This is a genomic window from Ostreiculturibacter nitratireducens (genome assembly GCF_032670585.1).
Classification (GTDB): Bacteria; Pseudomonadota; Alphaproteobacteria; order Rhodobacterales; family Rhodobacteraceae; genus Ostreiculturibacter; species Ostreiculturibacter nitratireducens.
The window spans coordinates 166963-188346 of record NZ_JAVQHL010000003.1; the positions used below are offsets into that span (position 1 = coordinate 166963).

The 21384-nt window shown below is 65.7% G+C and carries 22 protein-coding genes, 1 tRNA gene and 1 pseudogene; 8 read left to right on the forward strand and 16 right to left on the reverse strand.

Features of this window, described 5'->3' with window-relative positions; genetic code table 11:
• Positions 1-29: 29 nt before the first annotated feature.
• The 5 genes and pseudogenes from mgtE to ABCN56_RS15125 all read right to left on the reverse strand — a co-directional run bounded on the left by mgtE (position 30) and on the right by ABCN56_RS15125 (position 4314).
• Positions 30-1409, reverse strand: coding sequence for a magnesium transporter (gene mgtE, locus ABCN56_RS15105; protein ID WP_343081653.1), 1380 nt, complete (start codon positions 1407-1409; stop codon positions 30-32).
• Positions 1410-1473: 64 nt separating this feature from the next.
• Positions 1474-1695 (reverse strand): hypothetical protein, encoded by a 222-nt coding sequence (locus ABCN56_RS15110; RefSeq protein ID WP_343081654.1) that lies wholly within the window; start codon positions 1693-1695, stop codon positions 1474-1476.
• Positions 1696-1766: 71 nt separating this feature from the next.
• Positions 1767-2198, reverse strand: coding sequence for a hypothetical protein (locus ABCN56_RS15115; protein ID WP_343081655.1), 432 nt, complete (start codon positions 2196-2198; stop codon positions 1767-1769).
• A 154-nt stretch (positions 2199-2352) separates the two neighbouring features.
• Entirely contained in the window at positions 2353-3114 is a 762-nt protein-coding gene (locus ABCN56_RS15120) for a hypothetical protein (protein ID WP_343081656.1), read from the reverse strand.
• A 401-nt stretch (positions 3115-3515) separates the two neighbouring features.
• Positions 3516-4314 (reverse strand): annotated as a pseudogene (locus ABCN56_RS15125) (IS5 family transposase).
• A gap of 300 nt (positions 4315-4614) precedes the next feature.
• On the opposite strand from ABCN56_RS15125, the gene ABCN56_RS15130 reads away from it, so the two are divergent.
• The 5 genes from ABCN56_RS15130 to ABCN56_RS15150 are packed head-to-tail and all read left to right on the forward strand — an operon-like array spanning position 4615 to position 6958.
• On the forward strand, positions 4615-4923 hold the full coding sequence (locus ABCN56_RS15130; protein WP_343081657.1) for a DUF3489 domain-containing protein: 309 nt from the start codon (positions 4615-4617) through the stop codon (positions 4921-4923).
• Complete coding sequence (locus tag ABCN56_RS15135) at positions 4913-5194, forward strand: DUF2924 domain-containing protein (protein WP_343081658.1); 282 nt, start codon at positions 4913-4915, stop codon at positions 5192-5194. The genes ABCN56_RS15130 and ABCN56_RS15135 overlap by 11 nt, the downstream gene beginning before the upstream one ends.
• 14 nt (positions 5195-5208) lie before the next feature.
• Complete coding sequence (locus ABCN56_RS15140) at positions 5209-5322, forward strand: DUF2924 domain-containing protein (RefSeq protein WP_343081659.1); 114 nt, start codon at positions 5209-5211, stop codon at positions 5320-5322.
• Positions 5319-5843 (forward strand): recombinase family protein, encoded by a 525-nt coding sequence (locus ABCN56_RS15145; protein ID WP_343081660.1) that lies wholly within the window; start codon positions 5319-5321, stop codon positions 5841-5843. Before ABCN56_RS15140 ends, ABCN56_RS15145 begins: the two co-directional genes overlap by 4 nt.
• The gene (locus ABCN56_RS15150; protein WP_343081661.1) at positions 5840-6958 is read left to right on the forward strand and encodes a recombinase family protein; all 1119 of its coding nucleotides are present in this window, start codon (positions 5840-5842) and stop codon (positions 6956-6958) included. The genes ABCN56_RS15145 and ABCN56_RS15150 overlap by 4 nt, the downstream gene beginning before the upstream one ends.
• 172 nt (positions 6959-7130) lie before the next feature.
• Here ABCN56_RS15150 and ABCN56_RS15155 read toward each other — a convergent pair.
• Positions 7131-7205, reverse strand: a tRNA-Gln gene (locus ABCN56_RS15155).
• Between the two features lie 99 nt (positions 7206-7304).
• On the opposite strand from ABCN56_RS15155, the gene ABCN56_RS15160 reads away from it, so the two are divergent.
• Positions 7305-8480: a BaiN/RdsA family NAD(P)/FAD-dependent oxidoreductase gene (locus ABCN56_RS15160; RefSeq protein WP_343081662.1), complete on the forward strand. Its 1176-nt coding sequence runs from the start codon at positions 7305-7307 to the stop codon at positions 8478-8480.
• A 1-nt stretch (position 8481) separates the two neighbouring features.
• Here ABCN56_RS15160 and ABCN56_RS15165 read toward each other — a convergent pair whose 3' ends face one another.
• From ABCN56_RS15165 to ABCN56_RS15185, 5 genes are all read right to left on the reverse strand, one after another.
• On the reverse strand, positions 8482-9819 hold the full coding sequence (locus ABCN56_RS15165; RefSeq protein WP_343081663.1) for a mechanosensitive ion channel domain-containing protein: 1338 nt from the start codon (positions 9817-9819) through the stop codon (positions 8482-8484).
• 25 nt (positions 9820-9844) lie between these two features.
• On the reverse strand, positions 9845-10678 hold the full coding sequence (gene kdsA, locus ABCN56_RS15170; RefSeq protein ID WP_343081664.1) for a 3-deoxy-8-phosphooctulonate synthase: 834 nt from the start codon (positions 10676-10678) through the stop codon (positions 9845-9847).
• Between the two features lie 25 nt (positions 10679-10703).
• Positions 10704-12326: a KpsE/RkpR family capsule polysaccharide export protein gene (locus tag ABCN56_RS15175; RefSeq protein WP_343081665.1), complete on the reverse strand. Its 1623-nt coding sequence runs from the start codon at positions 12324-12326 to the stop codon at positions 10704-10706.
• Complete coding sequence (locus tag ABCN56_RS15180; RefSeq protein ID WP_343081666.1) at positions 12304-12963, reverse strand: ABC transporter ATP-binding protein; 660 nt, start codon at positions 12961-12963, stop codon at positions 12304-12306. The genes ABCN56_RS15175 and ABCN56_RS15180 overlap by 23 nt, the downstream gene beginning before the upstream one ends.
• Before the next feature lie 161 nt (positions 12964-13124).
• Positions 13125-14378: a Na+/H+ antiporter NhaA gene (locus ABCN56_RS15185; RefSeq protein WP_343081667.1), complete on the reverse strand. Its 1254-nt coding sequence runs from the start codon at positions 14376-14378 to the stop codon at positions 13125-13127.
• 105 nt (positions 14379-14483) lie between these two features.
• On the opposite strand from ABCN56_RS15185, the gene ABCN56_RS15190 reads away from it, so the two are divergent.
• Together ABCN56_RS15190 and ABCN56_RS15195 are read left to right on the forward strand one after the other, a co-directional pair.
• A complete protein-coding gene (locus tag ABCN56_RS15190; RefSeq protein WP_343081668.1) occupies positions 14484-15095 on the forward strand; it encodes a uracil-DNA glycosylase family protein in 612 nt (203 codons plus the stop codon).
• Positions 15088-15882, forward strand: a complete 795-nt coding sequence (locus ABCN56_RS15195; RefSeq protein ID WP_343081669.1) for an SseB family protein — start codon at positions 15088-15090, stop codon at positions 15880-15882. The genes ABCN56_RS15190 and ABCN56_RS15195 overlap by 8 nt, the downstream gene beginning before the upstream one ends.
• Before the next feature lie 11 nt (positions 15883-15893).
• Here the strand turns inward: ABCN56_RS15195 and ABCN56_RS15200 are convergent, their stop codons facing one another.
• From ABCN56_RS15200 to mreC, 5 genes are read right to left on the reverse strand one after another with little or no spacing between them, the layout of a single operon-like run.
• A complete protein-coding gene (locus ABCN56_RS15200; protein ID WP_343081670.1) occupies positions 15894-16832 on the reverse strand; it encodes a 2-hydroxyacid dehydrogenase in 939 nt (312 codons plus the stop codon).
• Between the two features lie 7 nt (positions 16833-16839).
• Positions 16840-17979, reverse strand: a complete 1140-nt coding sequence (gene rodA / locus ABCN56_RS15205; protein ID WP_343081671.1) for a rod shape-determining protein RodA — start codon at positions 17977-17979, stop codon at positions 16840-16842.
• Positions 17976-19919, reverse strand: coding sequence for a penicillin-binding protein 2 (gene mrdA / locus ABCN56_RS15210; RefSeq protein ID WP_343081672.1), 1944 nt, complete (start codon positions 19917-19919; stop codon positions 17976-17978). The genes rodA and mrdA overlap by 4 nt, the downstream gene beginning before the upstream one ends.
• Positions 19916-20455, reverse strand: coding sequence for a rod shape-determining protein MreD (locus ABCN56_RS15215; protein ID WP_343081673.1), 540 nt, complete (start codon positions 20453-20455; stop codon positions 19916-19918). The genes mrdA and ABCN56_RS15215 overlap by 4 nt, the downstream gene beginning before the upstream one ends.
• On the reverse strand, positions 20448-21380 hold the full coding sequence (gene mreC, locus ABCN56_RS15220; protein ID WP_343081674.1) for a rod shape-determining protein MreC: 933 nt from the start codon (positions 21378-21380) through the stop codon (positions 20448-20450). Before mreC ends, ABCN56_RS15215 begins: the two co-directional genes overlap by 8 nt.
• Between the last annotated feature and the right edge of the window lie 4 nt (positions 21381-21384).

Genomic DNA, 21384 nt, shown 5'->3' on the forward strand with positions numbered 1-21384 from the left:
CCTTCGTTCAAAAATCGGCAGGCGCAGCTTCACGTCAGCAGCGGCATCATCAGGCTGGCGAGGCTCAGCACGAGAAAGAAGCCTGCCATGTCGGTGATCGTTGTCAGAAGCGGGCCCGAAGCAGCGGCGGGGTCCTGGCCCAGCCGTTTGAGCGCCAAGGGAACGACGCCGCCGATCGACACCGCGATCAGTGTGTTGACCGCCAGTGCGAAGCCGATGACAACCCCGAGCCAGGGATTGCCCTTCCAGACCCACGCGACGACCCCGATCAGGCAGCCAAGCGCCAGCCCGTTGATCGCGCCGACGGTGACTTCCTTCAGCCAGACCCGAAGCGCGTCGGCTGGCCGCACGAGTCCCAGCGACAGTTCGCGCATCGTGACGCCGACCGCTTGGTTTCCCGAGCAGCCGCTCATGTCCGAGACCATCGGCAGGAAGACGGCAATTGCGATCACGGCGGCAAGCGTTTCCTCGTAGGCGGAAATGACGCTCGCAGCGATGATGTTGAGCACGATGTTGGCCGCAAGCCACGCCAGCCGGCGGCGCGATCGCAACCAGGTGGGCATGGAGCGGACCTCGTCCTCGACAAGGCCGTGATGCTTCAGGCTCTGGCTTTCCGCGCGCTCGAGCGTCGCCGCGTCTATCGCGGCGCGCGAGACGACGCCAACGAGGCGGCCATCCGTTTCGACGACGGGAAGCCCAAGGAACGGGTGTTCGTCGAAGAGGTCCTGCAGCGCCTCGAGCGGCGTGGACACGGACACCGTAAGGGGCGTGACCATGATGTCGGTGAGCTTGTCGCTGCGTTTCGCGGTCAGGAGGCCTCGCAGCGACGCAACGCCGATCGGGCGGCCTTGCTCATCGACGATATACGGATGCTGACCGCGGTAGCGTTCGAAATCCTCCTCGTCGGAGGCGAGCCGCCGGAGCACCGCGCCAACGGTCGCATTGTCCGGGAAGGAGAACGCCTCGGCCACCATGAGACCGCCGGCGGTTTCATCCTCGTACCCGGTCAGGCGGCGCACGTCGGCCGCGTCCTCCGCGTCTAGCCGGCCAAGGATGTCCTCGGCATCCACTTCGTCAAGATCACCGATGAGGTCGGCCTGCACGTCAGAGTCGAGCTCGTCGATGATCTCGGCCGCCTTGGCGTGGTCGAGCCGCTCGACGAGGTCGGTGGCGACCGCATGCGGCGCCTCCTCGATCAGTTCGGCGGCGAGTTCGGGCGGAACCAGCGACAGGACGCGGTCGCGGTCCTCGGCCGCGAGCGCGAGAAGCTCGCGCAGGGCCTCGCTGAGCGGCAGCGGATCGAGGAGCGCGACGAGCGCCTCGGCGTCTTCCGCCGCGACCGCGTCGGCGATGCGCTCGGAGAGATCGAGCTCCTGCTCATCTTCGATTTTGGCATGACGCTGCTCCACTTGAACCCCCTTGTCTTTGTTTCCCACGCGTCGCGACTATTCGTCCGCCGCAAGCAGCTGCATTTCAGATTCGATGTGGAGATTCCGCCGCGCTGAGGAGCTTGCCCCCGGACTTCAGGCGCAGCTTGTCGAGCGCGCGCGCGACAAGCTGCAACAGGATCGCGGGAACGTTCGGGATCGAGATTGCCGCCACCTGCGAGAACCTCAGTGACGCGCTCGACACCGCGAGCTGGCCGGTCCTGGTCTCTTCGACGATGCTGGAGATCAGTGTGAAGGTCTTTTCCATGGCTTCCATCGCTCCCCCTATGGCGGCCAGGCCCGTCAGGCCGAGGCCAAACGCGTTGACGCGCCGGTGGATCAGTTCGACAGGTTCACTCCACGCCCCGAGATCATCCCGAGTCGCGCGCAGAACTTGAGCACGCTCCAGTAGCCTCGCCGTACGGCCCCGTCGCGATCATCAGATGTTGGGAACGGCAGGTGCAGGGTGCGGTCGACCGGGCCGATGAGTTCAATCAGTTCCTCGTCGATCGCAGAAAGGTCGAGCGCGTCGAGGGTGATCAACACAAGCGACCCCCGCACCCATGGCAGGGTCGGCAGTTCCAACAGCCGCTCGTAGATCTCGCCCGCGATCTGGGAGTGTCCTGAAACGACCACGGTCGGGCCGGGACGTGTGCCTCCGATGCGAAAGCCGTACGGGCGGGCATCCCGAGGATCGTTCAAGACCTCGACGAACCGACAGCCGGGCTGGTCGCTGACGGGCACCGCATGCTTCTGGATCTGAGTCGCCATAATCTGTGTGTCCTCCGATTGCCTGAAAGCGGGAGGCCCGGAGGCCCCCAAGACAGATCCTCCTGATTGTCGACCGCAGGTAGTCGGGAGGCTTAGACCAGCGCCAAGCCGCGCCTGAGGTGAGTGCGGCTTACACGGCTGTCGTTTTGCCCGGTCACGTGACCGAACAGTCTCGAGAGAGCCTTGGTCTCCTTGATGTTGAAGCCCCGTCGTTCGCCGTGCGAGTGTTTCTGTCCGAGGTCAGAATGCCCGTGTCATTAGCCACGAACATGTGGGCGCCGATCCTGTAGAGGTATCGCGGCATGGCGAGGTGGCCGGCTTCCGTGGTCGAAGCTCCGACGCCGTTTTCCTGAGAGTTCACTACTGGACCGGCCAGAACGTGCCCGGTCAGTTCGGGAACGTTGTCAACACGGCAGCCCGGAGCGAAGCCGAGACGGCAATCCTTCCCGGCGGTGCTGACCGGATCAGCCGTGATGTCGGCGAGACCGTCAGTCTTGATGCGTCTCAGAACGAAGCCGCAGACCTTGTCGCTGAAGGAGTAGTCCGCGGCATCTACCGCGAATACGTCTTCTTTCGCACTAGCGCCGTCAGCGTCCGAGAAAACAGTGTCTGCACCGATCATGTGCACGAACGGACCCGTCGCATGGCGCAGGCGACCGCCAATCGGAATATCCCGGGTTTCGCCGGCACCGGAGAATGAAAGCGAGGCGCTGCACCACAGGTTCGGACGGAATTCCCGATTGCCGAAGCCGCTCGCATCTTCCAAGAGCTCAAGACCACCGGCAACGCTCATTTCGATGTCGGCAGTACGGTCGTAGAGCGCCGTGGTGCCAACCGTCTTGCCTTCGGCGACAGCCGAGCCGGCCAGCATCAGTGCGAAGGCCGAGACGGTCCCCAGATTGGCCTGTTGCGCCATGTTCAGTCCTTTCCGCTGCGTCGCCCCGTTTGGGACGGTGCCACCGGAAACGCCGCTGAGGCGCCGCCCGTTGGCCGCAGCGATAGGGCGTCACTTCAAATAAGGGAAATTTAAATTACTCAATTATGTCACGAGTATTGGTTATGCATGTCGCCTAAACTGTCGCCCAGTTCGTGCACGACGCGATCCGAGTTGATCACCTGCGACCTGCTCCCCGGATGGTCTTCGTTCGGAAGTTAGGTTTTTGATCCCGAAGTTTGATGGTGCGATCCATTCGTCGGAATGGAAGGAAGTACTATGGGACGAGTTCGTCCCGGCTGCGCCACGGCCTCGGTGAGTGAGCCTCCCTCACTTGAGCCTCCCCAACTGAATTGTTCCACCGCTATGGTTAGGGTCAGGACTCATAACCGGAACATGACGGTTGCGGCTAGAGCGACGGCGGACAGGAAGACCTTGGGGCACCTGTCGTAACGGGTCGCCACGCGCCGCCAATCCTTTAGCCTGCCGAACATGATCTCGATCCGGTTGCGGCGTTTGCAGCGGCGCTTGTCATATTTGACGGGCTTGCCGCGGGACTTCCGCCCCGGGATGCAGGGCCTGATCCCCTGTCTTTCAAGGCGTCGCGGAACCAATCTGCATCATAGCCCCGGTCGGCGAGCAGCCAGTCGGCCCCGGGCAGGCTACTCAGCAGCGCGGCAGCGCCGGTATGGTCGCTGACCTGGCCCGCCGTCATGAAGAAACGCAGAGGGCGGCCCTTCGCATCCGTGACCGCATGCCGCTTGGTGTTCAGCCCTCCCTTCGTGCGCCCGATCAGACACCCGCATCTCCCTTTTTCGCCCGCAGGTTCGAAGCCGTGCGGTGCGCTTTCAGGCAGGTCGCGTCGATCATGACGGTCGTCTGCTCAGCGCCCTCGGCGGCCAGACCTTCCATCATCCGGGCAAAGACCCCCATGTCGCCCCACCGCTTCCAGCGGTTGTAGAGCGTCTACGACGGTCCATACTCCCTTGGCGCGTCGCACCAGCGCAAGCCATTGCGATTGATGAAGATTATGCCGCTCAGGACACGCCGGTCATCGACGCCTGGCTTGCCATGGCTCTTGGGGAGTGAGGCGGATCAGCAATCGATCCGGTGGATCGATTGCCCGACGAACGGTTGAAGGCGCGCCATCTGCGCGTCCGCCAGCCAGAAAAGGTTGCTCATGCTCAGGCCTCATTGCGGAGCCTGAATCACGTCGAGAGTCGGAAATCAAAGGGTCCTGGCCCCAGCTCGATGGCCGACATTTGTGTCGATCGCAGCGTACGACCACGTTCCGCCCATCGAGGCGATCTTTCGAGCAAGCGGTACAAAATTCGAGTAACTGCAAATCCGACTGGACTTCTCTTCGAACCAGAGCGGTAGTGTCGGCACGTCGACGACGCCGTCGTCGGTCTCCGCCCGGGCCTCCGGGCTTTGCCTGGTAGCAGGGGCAGGGTGCTTCTGCACAAGGCACAGGAGACGAAGATGACGACCAAGACCCCTCGCGCCCGGCTCACAGTGCAGACGAATGGCGGAAAGCTCAAAGACACAAAGAAGGCCCGGCTGATCCAGCTGCTCTCGGCGAAGGCCGGAGCGGACGTTGCCGCGATCAGCGGCAGGCTCGACTGGCAGCCGCACACGAACCGGGCCGCGATCACCGGGCTGAAGAAGGCAGGCTACGAGGTCATGACGGAGAAGCCGGACCCGGACAAGCCGACGCGGTACCGCATCACGGGCAAACCTGAGCCCGAGTCGGTGACTTCCTCCGCGCCGGAGCCCGCCCATGCCGGGTAGGGCGGACCCCGATCGCGGGCGGGTGCTGCAGGACTGGGACAAGGCCTTCGCGTCTCCCCTGCCGCCCTACCTGTCGGTCGCCTTCATGCGGAAGGCCCTGGCCTATGAGGACCAGTGCCGCCGACATGGAGGTTTGCTGCCAGGCACGCGGAGGGCCCTGCGCCAGATCGCAGAAGGTAAGTCCGTCATCGACAGCACCCGCCGGATCGCGCGGCCCGGCGCGCACCTCGTGCGCGAGTGGAATGGTCGGACCCCCAGGTGGAGGTTCTGAAGGATGGCTTCCGCATGGACGGCCGAACCTGGCCGTCGCTCTCTGCCATCGCAAAGCACATCACGGGAACGATCTGGTCCGGGCCGAGATTCTTTGGACTGGTCGACAGGGCCGGAGGCGGATCATGAAGAAGACCCGCTGTGCCATCTACACGAGGAAGAGTTCCGAAGACGGCCTCGCGCAGGAGTTCAACTCGCTCCATGCCCAGCGGGAATCATGCGTAGCCTACATCGCCAGCCAGAAGCACGAAGGCTGGGTGCTCTCGCCAGAGCCGTACGATGATGGCGGTCTCTCCGGCGGGAGCCTCGACCGAGCCGCGCTGCAGCGCCTGCTCGACGACGTCCGCGAGGGCAGGGTCGACCAGATCGTCGTCTACAAGATCGACCGGTTGACCCGATGGCTCGCGGACTTCGCGAAGATTGTCGACGTGCTGGACGCGGCTGGTGCCTCCTTGGTGTCGGTCACCCAGTCCTTCAATACCGCGACCAGCATGGGGCGCCTGACGCTCAACATGCCCCTGTCGTTTGCCCAGTTCGAGCGGGAGGTCACCGCCGAACGCGTCCGGGACAAGATCGCGGCTTCGAAGCGCAAGGGGCTCTGGATGGGGGCAGCGTCCCGCTGGGTTACGATCCCGATGGCCGCACATTGAAGGTCAACGAGGAGGAAGCAGAGACGGTCCGGACGCTCTACGACCTCTACGAACGCCTCCGCACGGTTCGGGCGGTGAGGGACGAGGCTGAACGACTGGAACTCAGGAGCCGCCGTCGCGAGACCAGCAACGGAACAGTCACTGGAGGCAATCTCTTCAGCCGGGGCCACGTCTACCACATCCTGACGAACCCGCTCTACGCAGGTCGCATCCGGCATCGGGACGAGGTGCACGAGGGCCAGCATCCGGCGCTCATCGATCCGGATCGCTGGGACAGGATCCAGCAGCAACTGCAGGAATGCGCGGCCCGGCAGCGCGGCAGAGCCTCGGCAAAGCGCCGGTCGCTGCTCTGCGGGAAACTCTTCGACGAGACCGGCGATCGTCTCACGCCCTCACATGCGAAGACGAGCAACGGCACCCGGCACCGGTACTACATTTCTCACCGGATGGCGGCCCGGAGCGGGGAGAAGCATCCGGGCGCGTGGCGGTTGCCGGCAGAGGAACTGGAGACCCGGATCGCCGGTCTGGTCGGCGCAACGCTATCACGTCCAGGCTTCGTCGCATCTCTGCTGGCCAGTGGAGCAGCGGACGTCATCGCTCAGGCGTCTGCTGCCATCTCCAATCTGACAGCCGAAGCATCAGTTCAAGACCTGCTGGCCTTCGTGGAGCGGATCGACATCGCGCCGGGGATCCTGACGCTGGGGCTCAGCGCAGGATTAATTGCCGAACAGCTGGCGATTGAGCCCAACGTCATTGATGCCGACAGACTCGCCTCCAGCCATCCCTTCCAATGCCGCAAGCGTGGGGTCGAGACAAAGATCGTTCTCGCTGATGCTCGGGCGGGCCGCGATGACGCCCTGATCCGGAACATCGCCCGGGCACATGTCTGGTTCGAGGACATCAAGGCGGGTCGCACATTTGATCAGATCGCGGAGTCCGCCGGCACGTCGAAGCGCCGAGTTCAGGACATGATCGGGCTGGCCTTCCTCGCGCCTGAAATCGTCCGGGATGTTCTCGGCGGCAAGCAGCCGGTCGGCTTCACCTCGGACTGGTGCAAGTCGCACGAACCGCCGTCCGATTGGACCGATCAGCGCGCGCTGCTCGCGACTCTCTGATCGTCTTCCACCCAACCTGGTACCGTGAAAATGCCGAGCGCAGACTTTAGGCCATGTTGGGGCCTCTCTGGGGTCCGGTTCAGGTCTGCTCAATTGTCGCCCAGCGGTAGCCCGCGGAAACCACGGCGCTATCTGAAGCGCACCTCGCACCGTCTCGATTTAGAAGAGTGTTTGGCTGGGGCGGTAGGATTCGAACCTACGGTGCGCGGTACCAAAAACCGGTGCCTTACCACTTGGCTACGCCCCAACGGTGCGGGTTCTTACCGAAGCGGACGAAGGCGCGCAAGACCCAATCCACGCGAAACCGGACGTTGCGAGAGCGATCGCGCCGGGGTAAGCCCGGCGCATGCAGGCCGCTGACGTGATCGTTCTTGGCGCCGGCGCAGCCGGCATGATGTGCGCGATCGAAGCGGGTCGCCGCGGGCGGAAGGTCGTCGTCCTCGACCACGCGAAATCCGCCGGGGAAAAGATCCGGATCTCGGGCGGTGGACGCTGCAACTTCACGAATCTCTCGACGGCGCGGGAGCGGTTTCTGTCCCGCAATCCGCGCTTCGCACTCTCCGCGCTCAGGCGCTTCACCCCCCAGGATTTCATCGCGCGCGTGGATGCCGCGGGAATCGCATGGCACGAGAAGACACTCGGTCAGCTTTTCTGCGACGGGAAGGCAACGCAGATCGTCGACATGCTTCTGTCGGACATGCGCGCGGCCGGCGTTCGGCTGGAACTCGGGCACGAGGTGCTGTCCGTCCGGCGAGTGGGGAAGTTCCACGTCGAGACGGACAAGGGCGCCTATTCGGCCGATAGCCTGGTCGTCGCGACGGGCGGAAAGTCGATTCCGAAGATGGGGGCGACCGGCATCGGCTACCGCATCGCGGAGGAGTTCGGCCTTGCGGTGACGGAAACCCGGCCCGCGCTCGTGCCGCTGACCTTCGCCGAGCAGGACCTCGCCGCGCTGCGGCCGCTTTCCGGGATCGCCGTCGATGCGCGGGTGTCCTGCGGCAAGACGTCCTTCGACGAATCGCTCCTCTTCACGCATCGCGGGCTCTCGGGGCCCGTGATCCTCCAGATTTCCTCCTACTGGCGCGAGGGCGACACGCTGTCGATAGACCTCGCACGCGGGCAGGACGTGGCCGCGGCGCTCAAGGCGCAACGGTCAGAGGCGGGCCGGCAGGCGCTGCACAACGCGCTGGCGCGGTTCCTGCCGGAAAAACTCGCCACGCTCTGGGTCGAGCGGTCCGGCCTTCGCGGCAACCTGGCCGATCAGTCGAACGCGGCCTTGGACCGGCTGGCCGCGACGGTGCACCACTGGCAGGTGAGACCCGTCGGATCGGAAGGATACCGCACGGCGGAGGTGACGCTGGGCGGGGTGGATACGGACGGTCTCGATTCGCGCACCATGGAGGCCAAGGCGGTGCCGGGGCTCCATTTCATCGGAGAAGTGGTGGACGTGACCGGCTGGCTTGGCGGCTACAACTTCCAGTGGGCCTGGTCTTCGGGCTGGGCGGCGGGCCAGGTCGCCTGAACTACTCCTTCGGGGCTTCCGGGCTCAGGAGATCGTCTTCCGCCACGCGGCGTTCCTCATGCACGAGGTCCTCGAGTGTCGAGTCGTGGCTCGTGTCCAGCACGGCCTCCGAAGGACGGGCCTTTTCCCGGCGGGGGGGCGCGGGGGGTCTCGCAGCCGCGGCTTCTTCCTCGGGGCTTTCCAGGATCACCCTGTAGATCGGCTCGGGTAGCGCGAAACCCGAAGCCTCGATCGCCCCTTTCACGACCCGGATCGCCTCGCTGCGGGCCAGGGGGAAATCCGTCCTGGTCTGGTCGACCCATCCGGTGAACGTGATTTCGACATTCGAATCCCCTACCCGCTCGACCCATCCGCTGGGGGCCGGGCTTTCCAGCACGAACGGCAGGCTCCGCAGGGCCTCGACCCCTATTTCGCGCACCCGTACCAGGTCAGCCGAGGCATCGACCCCCAGGAGGAAGCTGAAGCGCCGCTCGGCATTCTGGGTGAAGTTCACGATCCGCGCCTTGAAGACCGTCGAATTCGGGATCCGGATGTGGTTGCCGTCCAGCGACAGGAGGATCGTCGCGCGCGAAGTCAGGCGGATAACCCGGCCGGTGTCCCCCTCGATCTCGACGAGGTCATTGGGCCGGAAGGGCTGGCGCAGGGACAGCATGACCGAGGCGATGAAGTTCTCGATCGGGTCCCGGACCGCGAAGCCGAGCGCGAGGCCAACGATCCCCGCCGCGCCGAGAAACGTGCCGAGAAGCGCGGTGGCCCCGAGGATGTCGAGCGCGACAACCACGGCCGCGACGGAGAAGAAAAGCCGCACCAGCGTCCGCAGTACATCGGCGATGAAGGTGTTCGGCGCGACACGTTCCCAGAACCGCCTCAGACGGGCGATCCAGAACCCGAACCCGGCCACGAGCCCGGCGACGAGCGCCGCCACGAGGAGGAGCGGGCCATAGTCCGCAACCTGCTGGAACCTGTCGACAAGACGCTCGACCGCCGGGCTCAGCCTTTCGGCGATGTCGGTGGACTGGCGGACGTTGTTCTCGATCGCGACCACGCCCTCGACACGCGCAATGAGCGGATCGAGGCGGGAAAGCGCTTCCTGGTCGGCAACCTCGCCCGCCAGCGTGACGATCCCCGCGCGGACCGAAACGGTCACGCCGCCGTAGCCATCGAGTTCCGCGAGGATATCGCGGATGCGCGCGGCCATCTGAAGGTCATCCGCGGCCGTGTCACCGACCGAGATCGTGCCAGCGGGCTCGGTCGGCGCGGTTTCCTGCGCCTTGAGCGCCGGAGAGGCGAGCGCAAGGAGCCCGAGGGCAAGGAACAGGGTGAAGGTCGTCCGTCTCATCTTGCCCCCTTCCTCAGGCGAAGCATCAGACTCGGATCGGGTCGGCCTTCGCCAGTTTGTCGAACGCCATCAGAGTTTCGACCAGCTGCGACATATGGGCAAGCGGCACCATGTTCGGGCCATCCGACGGGGCGGTGTCCGGCGCCTCGTGCGTCTCGATGAAGACGCCCGCTATGCCAAGGCTGACGGCCGCGCGCGCCATGACCGGGGCGAATTCCCGCTGGCCGCCGGAGGCGCCGCCGAGGCCACCGGGCTTCTGCACGGAATGGGTTGCGTCCATGATGACGGGGTAGCCGGTGCGCGCCATGATCGGCAGCGACCGCATGTCGGCGACGAGCGTGTTGTAGCCGAAGCTGACCCCCCGCTCAGTCAGGAGGATGCGTTCGTTCCCGGTGCTCTCGACCTTTGCAGCGACGTTCTCCATGTCCCAGGGCGCGAGGAACTGGCCTTTCTTGATGTTGACGACGGCGCCAGTTTCCCCGGCGGCGAGCAGAAGGTCGGTCTGCCGGCAAAGGAAGGCGGGAATCTGGATCACGTCGACGACAGTCGCGGCCTCTCTAGCCTGGCCAATGTCGTGCACGTCGGTCAGAACCGGGCAGCCGAACTCCTTCCCGACGGATTCCAGGATCTTCAGCCCCGCCTCGATCCCGACCCCGCGCCGGCCCGAAAGGGAGGTGCGGTTCGCCTTGTCGTAGCTGGCCTTGAAGATGTACTGCGCGCCCGCCGCGGCGCAGACCTCGACCATCCTTCCCGCGATCATGCGCGCATGTTCCAGGCTTTCGAGCTGGCACGGCCCGGCGATTACCGCCAGCGTCCGGTCATTGCCGACGGTCAGCCCGCCTATCGTCACGTCTTTCATCATGGCGCCCTTCCGGTATCCTCTATCAGGCCGAGACCTGTTCCCGGAGGATCGAGGCCGTCAGCGACATCATCAGGTAGATGCCAGCGAAAATCGCGAAGGCCAAGGCCGTGTTTTCCAGCGAGCGGGGATAGGTCGGCCGGTCGGGCGCGACCGGGCTCACGCCAAGCGAGAGGTAGCGCACCTGCTTGTTGGCCTCGATCCGCGCCACCTCGAGTTGCTGGGCCGCCTGGCTCAGCATCAGCTGGCGTGTCTCGAGTTCCGCCTCGGCGATCCGCAGGCGCCCGGTGATCGCGGCAAGCGAGGTCGTGTCCTCGTCCCCTTGGGTCAGCGTCGCCCGGAGTTCGGCGATGAGCCTTTCCAGCCGGTCGATGTCGCCCCTGACGCCGTCGACCCGGGCCTGGTTCGGCTGCGGGTTGTCCAGAAGCTGCTCGAGTTCGAGCCGCTTCTGCTGCAGTTGGCCTTCGAACGTGGCCACCTGGCTCATCTTGACGCCGGTTTCCGACGCCGGGTCGAGGACGCCCAGCTGCTCCTGCAGTTCCAGCACGCGTTCCTGCGCCGAAAGCACCTTCTGCTCTGCATCCGCGTAGCTTTCCCGCGCGCCCTTCATCTGGTCCTCGCGCAGACGCTGGGTCAGCTTGTCGACCCGTTCCTCGGCATAGCCGATCAGCGCGCGCGAGAAGGCCGCGCTGGTTTCGGGGTCCGCGGCGATCACCTCCATCTTGATGATGCCCTCGGTCGGGTCGTAGCCGATCTTCACGTTGCGGGAGTAGATGCCGTAGGCTTCCTCGTTCGAGGCGCCCGGTTCGAGCCGCTGGACCGGGTCGATGAATTCCTGGCTGAAATGCGCCTTGAAGCCGAGATCCTCGTCCAGACGCAGCATCGCGTCCCGGGATTCCAGATAGCTCTGGACGGTGATCGAATCCTGGCTCGTCGCGAAACTCGTGCCGGAGAAGAGACCGCCTAGACCTCCGGGGGCCGCAGCGTCTGCCTGCTGGATCACGAACTGGGATTGCGTGGCATAGAGCGGTGTCGCGACGTTGAAGAAGTACCAGCCCGCGAAGGCCGTTGGCAGCAGGACGAATACCGCGAGCCGCGCGAAAAGCAGAAGGAGCTTGCGCTGACGGCGGCGTGCGATGTCACGCTGGATCCTCAGGATTTCCTTCGCGCGCCGTTCCTCGCTCATCGCCTCCTTCGCGGGCAGCTTCGGCTTCTGGGGAACCGTCTGGGGCAACTGGACGCGGTCGTCGTCCTCCGGCTGCGAATTGGCGGCCTTCGCGACGACGAGGTCGAGAACGTTCGACCGCTGGAACGGATCGATCCCCTTTCGGCGCAAGAGACGCACGGCCTCGTAGTCCGAAGTCGCCTCGATCCCCTGTCGCTGGGCCACGCGCCGGGCCATGCGCAGCTGACGGCCCGTGAGCCCCTCGGCACGGATCTCCTCGATCTCCTTCGCCACCGCCTTGGCGTCCGCCCTGGAACTGGCGTCTTGCTCCCCGGCCCGCGCCGCGGTGGCGAACACCCGGTCACCGAAACCGTCATCGCTGATTTCAGGCCGCAGCAGATCCGCGGCGGGCGGCTGCGCGCCCTCGACCAGCGGTTCGGCCTTGCGCATGCGGTATTTCTTAGCCTTGGGCGTCGTATTCATAGAGTTCTTTCGCTTCTTCGAGGCTGTCGAACATGTAGAGCTGGCCGTTCCGCAGGACGGCAGCGGAGCGGCAGAACCTCTCCAGAGTCGTCGGCTGGTGAGAGACGATGACGACGGTCGCGTTCTTCAGGCGATCCTGAAGGATCGTTCCGGCCTTCCTGTTGAACTCGACATCCGTGCTGGACGGCATGCCCTCGTCGATCAGGTAGATGTCGAATTCCAGCGCCAGGAGAAGCGAGAAGGAGAGCCGCGCCCTCATCCCGGAACTGTAGGTGGCCACCGGCTGGTCGAAATATTCGTCGATCGCGCAGAGCCAGCGGCAGAACGCCTCGACGTAATCGGGGTCGAGATCGTAGAGCCGGGCGATGAAGCGGACGTTTTCCCGGCCCGAGTATTTCGAAACGACACCGCCCATGAACCCGAGCGGGAAGGAGACCCTGCTCGTGCGGCGGATCGTGCCTTCGTCGGGCTTTTCGAGCCCAGCCATCATGTTGATCAGCGTCGTCTTTCCGGTCCCGTTGGGGGCGAGGACCCCCAGCGAATTGCCCGGCTCGACCCGGAAGGAAGCGCGGTCAAGGATCACCTTGCGCTGCGTGCCCGTCCAGAAGGACTTGCTGACCGTGTCGAATTCGAGCATCCGCTTGCCCCGCCGCTGCCCGGCCGCTTCGCCCTTCTGACTAGGGCGTTTGTGTTAAAAAAGGACGTTACCCGACCATTCCGTCAAGATTAGGGCGGCGGCCGCCGGCTGTATAGCCGCCGCCCGCCGATTGAACCCGCCGCAGCGCGCGAGGCGGCGCATCAGCCGTGGATCTTCTCCACGCGCAGGACCTTCCCCGCGATGATCGAAATGATCGCCGCGCCAAAGCTGAAGAGCGCACCCATCTTGGCGGCATCCTGCACCGGCCCGCCAGGGAAGGCGACGGAAGCGACGAAGAGCGCCACGGTGAAGCCGATCGCCGCGACGCAGCCGACCACGAGGATATCGGCCGTCCGCATCCCTTGCGGCAGCCCCAGGCGTAGCGGGAAGGCCGCGATCCAGCCCATGAGCAGGACCCCCACGGGCTTGCCGATGAGAAGACCGAAGAGAACGAGCCAGGTGGGTTCGCTGATCGCGCTGAACTCTACCCCCGCGTTCAGGAGGCCGAAGAAGAACAGGATGATCTCGACCGGGTATTTCAGGTGGTGCTCGATCCAGTTCAGGAGGTCGGTGAGGAATTCCTCGGCCTCGGCGAAGATACCGAAGGCGCGGTCGGCATGCGGGATCGTTGGCACGATCGGCAGCAGGCCAAGGGCGGGGTGGATGCCCGCCTCCTGGAAGCCGAACCAGCTGAGGCAGCCCGCGATAAGGTAGGGCCAGAACGAGAGATACTTCCGCACCCAGGTCGAATTCGGACGCAGCTGGTTGCCGCGGTCGAGCCTCCGGGGCAGCCAGTTGAAGAGAACGAAGACCCCCAGCGCCGCGCCGAAGGAAAGCATCAGCCATTCGGGCGCCAGTTCGGCGGTCGGATAGAAGATCGCGAGGATGAGGAGCCCCGCCGCGTCGTCCGCGATGGCGAGAAGGAGCAGGAACCGGATAGCCGGGTGTCCGGCGCCGAAGACCATCCGACCGACGAGGTAGGAAAACGCGATGTCGGTCGCCGTCGGGATCGCCCAGCCGCGGCTCACCGTCTCGTATACGCCGAGAACGGCCGCAAGGCCCAGATAGACGGCGATCGGCCCCAGCATGCCGCCGGCGGTCGCAATGAGCGGCGTCATCGCCTTGCGGCCCCTCAGCGCGCCGTTTTCAAGGATGACCGCCTCCCAGACTTCCTTCGCGGCGATGCCGAAGAAGAGCGCCATGAAGACGTCGTTGATCAGGTAGTGGAGGGTGAGCGTGCGGGTAATATGGCCGCCTTCCTCATGCGGATGCCCGATGAAGAAGTTGTCGACGATCACGAAGTCGACGAACGAATGGTAACTGTGTGCGTCGATATTCGCCCATAAGAGCGCGATGATCGCCCCGGCGATCAGAAGCAGCGAGTAAGTGGTAACGAAATTCCAGACGCGATACATTCCTGCCCCTCCCTCGTTTTCGCTGGGATAGTCGAATCCGACCCCTTGGGCAACAGGGCGGGACGGGTGATTGCGGCGACCCGGGCCGGGCGATAGCTTCCCCGCATGGATCGCTTCGAAGAACCAGAACTCGCCTCCCGCATCAGGGCCTGCCGGCTCTGCGCCGACGACTTCGCTGCGACGGCGACCGGACACGAGCCCCGCCCGGTTCCGTGGTTCCGCCCGAGCGCCCGGATTCTCGTCGCCGGACAGGCTCCGGGAATGCGGGTGCACGAAGCCGGGCGGCCTTTCGCGGACCCCTCGGGAACGCGGCTGCGCGCGTGGCTCGGAATGACGGACGCGGAGTTCTATGACCTCGCGCGCGTCGCGGTCGTGCCGATGGCGTTCTGCTTCCCGGGCTACGACAAGTCCGGCTCCGACCTGCCGCCGCCGCCCCGCTGCGCAGAGACATGGCGCGGGCAGGTGATGAAGGCCCTGTCCGAACTGCGTCTCACGATCCTCGTCGGAGGCTATGCGCAGCGCTGGCACCTGGGACCGCACGCGGCCCGAAGCGGGGTCGCGGGGACCGTCGCGCGCTGGCGGGAACACGCGCCCGCGATCTTTCCCTTGCCGCACCCCTCCTGGCGGAATACCGGGTGGCTGAAACGCCATCCCTGGTTCGAAGACGAGCTTCTGCCCGTGCTCCGCGCCAGAGTGCGGGAGGAACTCGATGCCTGAAACCACCGTCCTGGATTTTGCCCATGCGGCGATGGAGGCCGCGCCCGAGGATGCGGCGGCGCGGCTGCGCTTCTACGAGCGCCTCGCGGATGCGGAGCTCTTCCTGCTGCTCGAGGCCGAGCCGGATGGCGACACCGTCAGCCCGCAGGTCTTCGCGCTGGAAGAAGGAAGCTTCGTCATGGCCTTCGACCGGGAGGAAAGGCTTTCCGCCTTCACCGGTGCGCCCGCGCCCTATGTCGCGCTGCCCGGGCGGGTGATCGCGGGGCTTCTGGCCGGGGAAGCGCTCGGCCTCGGTCTCAACCTGGCGGTCGCGCCCTCGTCCTTCCTGATGCCACCGGACGCAGTGTCCTGGCTCGTGGAAACGCTGGGGCAGGCGCCGGAACAGGCGGAGGCACGGCCGGAAGCCTTCGATGCGCCGGGGGATTTGCCGCAGTCGCTTCTCTCCTCGCTCGACACGAAACTCGCGCTTGCCGCCGGGCTGGCGGAAGCGGCGCTTCTCGCGGGTGTCACATATGCGGGCGGGCGGCGCGGACATATGCTCGCCTTCCTCGGCGCACGTCCGGAAGCCGAAGCGGCGCTTGCCAAGGCCGTGTCAGAGGCGCTGGCCTTTTCGGGCATAGAGGCCGGCGAGATCGACGTGGCCTTCCTGGCGGCGGACGACCCGTCGGCGGTGCGCATGGCGCGCGTTGGCCTGCGCTTCGATCTGCCCGAAGTGACGGAGGATGAGCAGGTTCTGAGCCCCGCCGCCCCCGGAATGGACCCGAAGCGGCCGCCCAAGCTGCGCTGACGTCCCTTCGCTCAGTAGCCCTGCGTCCGGTCAACGAGATGCAGGAACGGCTCCCTCGCCTCCCCGCGGCGGATGTTCTCGGCCACGACGCGCGAGGCGCTCGCGGGCCGCGTCTCTGCCGCGATGTGGGGCGTGACGGTGACACGGGGATGCGCCCAGTAGGAGTGTGCCGGCGGCAGCGGCTCCTCGCGGAAGACGTCGAGAGTGGCGTGAGCGATCCGCCCCGCGTCGAGCGCCGCCAGAAGCGCCTCATCGTCGATCAGGCTGCCGCGCCCCGGGTTCACGATGAAGGCGCCCTCCGGCATGAGCGCGAGACGTTCCGCGTCCAGGATGTTCTCTGTCGCCTTCGTATTCGGAAGAAGCGTCACCAGTATCTCCGCCCGCCGTAACGCCTCCGCGAGCCCAGCCTCGCCGGAAAGGCAGTCCACGTCGGGGATGTCCTTCTGCGTCCGGCTCCAGCCGCTGACCTGGAACCGCAAGGCCGCGAGCATGCGCGCCGCGGCTGCGCCGAGCTCGCCGAGGCCGAGGACCGTCACCCGCCGTTCCCGCGCGATGGGCGGCATGACGTCGTTCCGCCAGATGCCGTCCTGACCGAGGATGTGCGCATCCATCCCGAGATGATGGCGCATGACATGGCCCGTCACGTATTCGACCATCCCCTCCGTCATCGCCGGGTCGACCATCCGGCAGAGGGGCTGTGTCAGCGTCGGATTGGGCGCGATCTTCTCGACACCCGCCCATAGGTTCAGAACCGCCTTCGCATTCGCGTAGGGTCCGAAATCCTCGATGACGCCGCCCGGCGCGAAGACGATGTAATCGACCGCCGATGGATCGGGCGCGCTATCGCTGACCGTCACGTCCAGCCCCGCCTCCCGGCAGGCCCGGGCGAGCGGCTCCCGGTAGTCGGGCCAGAGCGCCGGACCGGCGGCGAAGAAGATGTTGATGGACATTGGGGCTCTACCTCGGCCGGTGGATATGCGCGCTCTGCACAAGCCCGAAGGCCAGGAGCAGGATCATCATGGCCGTCCCGCCGTAGGACACAAGAGGAAGCGGCACGCCGACGACTGGCATCAGGCCCATGACCATCGACATGTTGACCGCGAAGAACAGGAAGAACGATGTTGCGATCCCGAATGTCAGGAGCGAGGCGAAGCGATCCTTGTTGCCAAGCCCGGAAAAGACGCAGAACGCGATGATGAGCGCGTAGAGGGACAGCAAGGAAAAGGCCCCCAGGAAGCCGAATTCCTCGGCCAATGTCGTGAAAATGAAATCCGTGTGCTTTTCGGGCAGGAAGTTCAGCCGCGACTGCGTGCCTTGCATGAACCCCTTGCCGGCCCAGCCGCCCGATCCCAGCGCGATCTGCGCCTGGGTGATGTTGTAGCCCGCGCCGAGGGGATCGGAGGACGGATCGAGGAAGGTATCGATGCGGCGGTACTGGTAGTCCTCGAGCAGTTGCCAGGATGTCCCGCGGCTTTCGAAGACCCCGAAGATCAGGGCCACGACGAGCGCGATCACGGTGCCGAAATACCACCAGCTCACCCCGGCCACGAACATAACCGCGCCGCCCCCCGCGAGGAGCAGGATCGCCGTCCCGAGGTCGGGTTGCTTGAGAACGAGGATCGTCGGGACGAGAACCATCAGGACCGGGATCGCGACCCACAGGGGGCGCGAGGTCTTCTTGAGGTCCAGCCAGTCGTAATAGGCGGCAAGCAGCATTACGAGGCTGATCTTCATCATCTCCGAGGGCTGGATCCTCAGGGGTCCGATTTCGATCCAGCGCTGCGCGCCCATGCCGATGGAGCCGAAGAGTTCCACCGCCACCAGAAGAAGGAGCGACACGAAATAGGCCAGGGCGGAGACGTTGCGCCAGAACCAGATCGGGACGAAGGCAACCACGAACATCCCCGCCATGCCCGCCACGAAGCGCTTCATCTGGGGCATGGCCCAGGTTTCGACCTGCCCGCCCGCGACGGAATAGAGCATGAGGAACCCGACCGAGGCGACAGCCACCAGGAGCAGCACGAGCGGCCAGTTCAGGTACAGGACCTTGCGCAGGCCCGTCGGCACCGTCTTGACGTTGTATTCGAGGAAACTCATGCGCGGATCCTGCCCGGCGCCGGCGCCTCTGGATCGATGAGATCGAGCTCTTCCCGCTCGGCCTCGATGCGGCTGCGCTGGCTCTGCGGATAGGCCGACAGCGACGGGAAGCCATCGTTCAGCGCCTGAAGAAGGATGTCGCGCGCGATGGGCGCCGCGGCGGCCGAACCGCCTCCGCCATGTTCCACGACGACCGAAACCGCGATGCGCGGCGCTTCGTAGGGCGCGTAGCAGACAAACAGCGCATGGTCCCGCCGGTTCCACGGCAACTGGTCGTTCGAAATCACGCCGCTCGCCCGCTCGGCGGCGGTGATGTTCCTGACCTGGCTGGTGCCTGTCTTGCCGGCCATCCGCATCGAGTCGTCGACGATCCGCGACGCGTAGGCGGTGCCTCGGTTCGAGTTCGACACCGCGTAAAGACCCTTTCGAACGGCCCGCAGGTGGTTCTCGTTCAGCCCGATCGCCTCCGCCGGCGCGATCGGCTGTTCGATCCCGTCAACGGATTTCACGATGCGCGGGGCGATCGCGCGACCCGTCGCGACACGCGCGGTCATCACCGCCAGCTGCAGCGGCGACGCGAGCACGAAGCCCTGGCCAATGCCCGCGTTCAGCGTATCGCCGACCAGCCATTCCTTCTTGTGGCGTTCGAGCTTCCAGTCCTTCGTCGGCGTCAGGCCCTCGGCAACGGCCGACAACGGCAGGTCGTGGCGCATCCCCAAGCCCAGGCGCCGCGCCATTTCCGAGATCCTGTCGATGCCCACCCGCTGGGCGACCTCGTAGTAGTAGACGTCGCAGGACTGCTCGAGACTCTCCTCGAGGTCGACGTTGCCGTGACCTCCGCGCTTCCAGCAGTGGAACTTGCGGTTCCCGAGCTCGGTGTAACCGTGGCAGGCGACGGTGTCCTCGGTCGTGATCACCCCGGCCTCGAGCGCCGCGAGGGCCGTCACGATCTTGAAGGTCGAGCCGGGCGGATAGGTGCCCTGCACCGTCTTGTCGGCGAGAGGCCTGTGGTCGTTTTCGGTCAGGGCCGAATAGTCGGCACTCGAAATGCCGCGCACGAAATTGTTCGGGTCGAAGGACGGCGCGGAAGCGATCGCGAGCAGGTCGCCGCTTTCCACGTCGATCACGACCGCCGCGGCACTTTCGGCCTTCAGGCGGGCGAGCGCGTAGTTCTGAAGCCGGTAGTCGACGGTCAGCTGGACATCCGTGCCGGGCTGGCCCTCCTGGCGGTCGAGTTCGCGCATCACCCGGCCGACGGCGTTGACTTCGATCCGCTTGGTTCCCGCAGTGCCGCGCAGGCTGTCCTCGAGTTTCGCCTCGATCCCGACCTTGCCGATCTGGAACCGGGGAATGCTCAGGAGAGGATCAGGCTTGTCGAGCTTCGAAAGGTCGTAGTCCGAGACCGGGCCGACATAGCCCACGACATGGGCGAAATCCTTTCCGAGCGGATAGCTGCGGGACAGGCCGACCTCCGTCGTCACGCCGGGCAGCGCGGGGGCATTCACCGCGACGCGGGAAAAGTCCTCCCAGCTGACGCGTTCGGCCACGGTGATCGGCAGGTTGGGACTGCGCTTCGCGATCTCCTCGAGTGCGGCTGCGATCTCCTCCTCCGACAACGGCATGACACGCGCCAGACGTTGCAGGACGGCGTCCACATCACCCGCATCCTCGCGGGTGATGACAACGCGGTAGTTCTGCTCGTTCCCCGCGATGAGTGCGCCGTTGCGGTCCCGGATCAACCCGCGGGCCGGCGGCAGAAGGCGGATGTTGATCCGGTTCTCTTCGGCCAGCATGCGGAATTCGTCGGATTGCTCGACCTGCATGTAGCGCATGCGGAAGGCGAGAACGCCGACGAACGCCCCCTGCAGTGACCCAAGCAGCAGCCCCCGCCGGCTTATGCGGCGTGCGCTCTCGGCCGTTTCCTTGGGCGAGCGCCTCATAGCCGATGCTCCAGCGCCTCGACCTCGCCGGGAGCGACCCAGCGCACCCCGAGAACGCGGTTCGAAACGAGAACGACGATGGGATAGGCCGCCACCGAGGCGACGAACTGCATCAGCGTGAGGCCAAAGCCGGACTGCGGCACCATGAAGATCGCGAGCACGAGGCGGTTGGCGAGCAGCATCACCAGCATGACGGCGGCCACCATGGCCCATTCGACGAAGAACGGCAGATCACGCGTAAGGTTCGCGCGGTCCCGCAGGAACTCGGTCGCGAAAAGCACGATGAGGGTCCAGAGCCCCGGCGGCCTGACCAGCAGCATGTCCTCGATGAGGAAGACGGTCGCGATGACGACTACGGGAAGGAAGTCCGGGCGTCTGAGCACCCAGGCGAAGGCAAGGCAGAGCAGGAAATCCGGCGCGGGCCATGCGGAGGGAAGCGTCGAGAGCGGCAGGAGCCGGCCGAACAGGAAGAGCGTCGCGAGGACCAGGAAGAGGCCGCGATAGAGCCAGCGGCGGGTCGTGACCGGATCAACCATCGGCACCCTCCGCAAGGTCGTCCGTCCCGGCAGGTTCGGGCGGCGGCAGCATCACCGCCGGCGGCACGATCGGCGCGATCAGCGCGCCGGTGTCGTTGATCCGCTCGGCCGGTTGCGAACGCAGGACGCGAAGGAAGTCGAGCCTTTCGTAGTCGGCGGCAAGGCGCACCCGAAGCCGCCGGTCGGCACCCAGCGCCACCTGCCCCACCAGGATGCCTGCCGGGAACACCCCGCCATCGCCGGCGGACACGACCCTGTCTCCGGGGCGCACCTGTTCGGGCGCATCGATGAAGTCGATCGGCGGGGCCGGCGTGTTATCACCCACGAGGAGCGCCTTCTGGCCGGAGGGCTGGATCGTCACCGGTACCCGGCTCGACGCGTCGGTCAGAAGCAGCACCCGGCTCGTCGTCTTCCCCACCCCCGCGATACGGCCGACGAGGCCGAGGCCGTCCGTCGTGGCCCAGCCGTCCATGACGCCGTCGCGGCTGCCGACATTCAGGAGAACCGACTGCCGGAAGGGCGAGCCGGAGTCCGCGAGCACCACGCCGGAGACGGAGGTGAGCTTGGGGTCGAGCCGGACCTTGTTCTGGGCCAGAAGCTTCGCGTTCTGCTGTTCGAGCTGCACGGCGGCCTCTTTCCAGGCCTTCATGGTCTGCAGTTCGCGCCGCAACTCCTGGTTCTGCTCGTAGATGCGGGCATAGGACTGGAAGCCCTCGATCATGCCGGCGACCTTCGTCACCGGCACCAGCGCCCAGTCGAAGCTCGGCACGACACGGTCGATCAGCGCCGCGCGAAGCCGCTCGACCCTCGGGCTGTCGATCCGCCAGACGAGGAATATCCCGGCAAGCGCAACCACAAGCACCGCAATCAGAATGCGGCGCACGCGCGCGACATAATCGATATCGGCGTTCCGGTCCCTTGCCACGGGC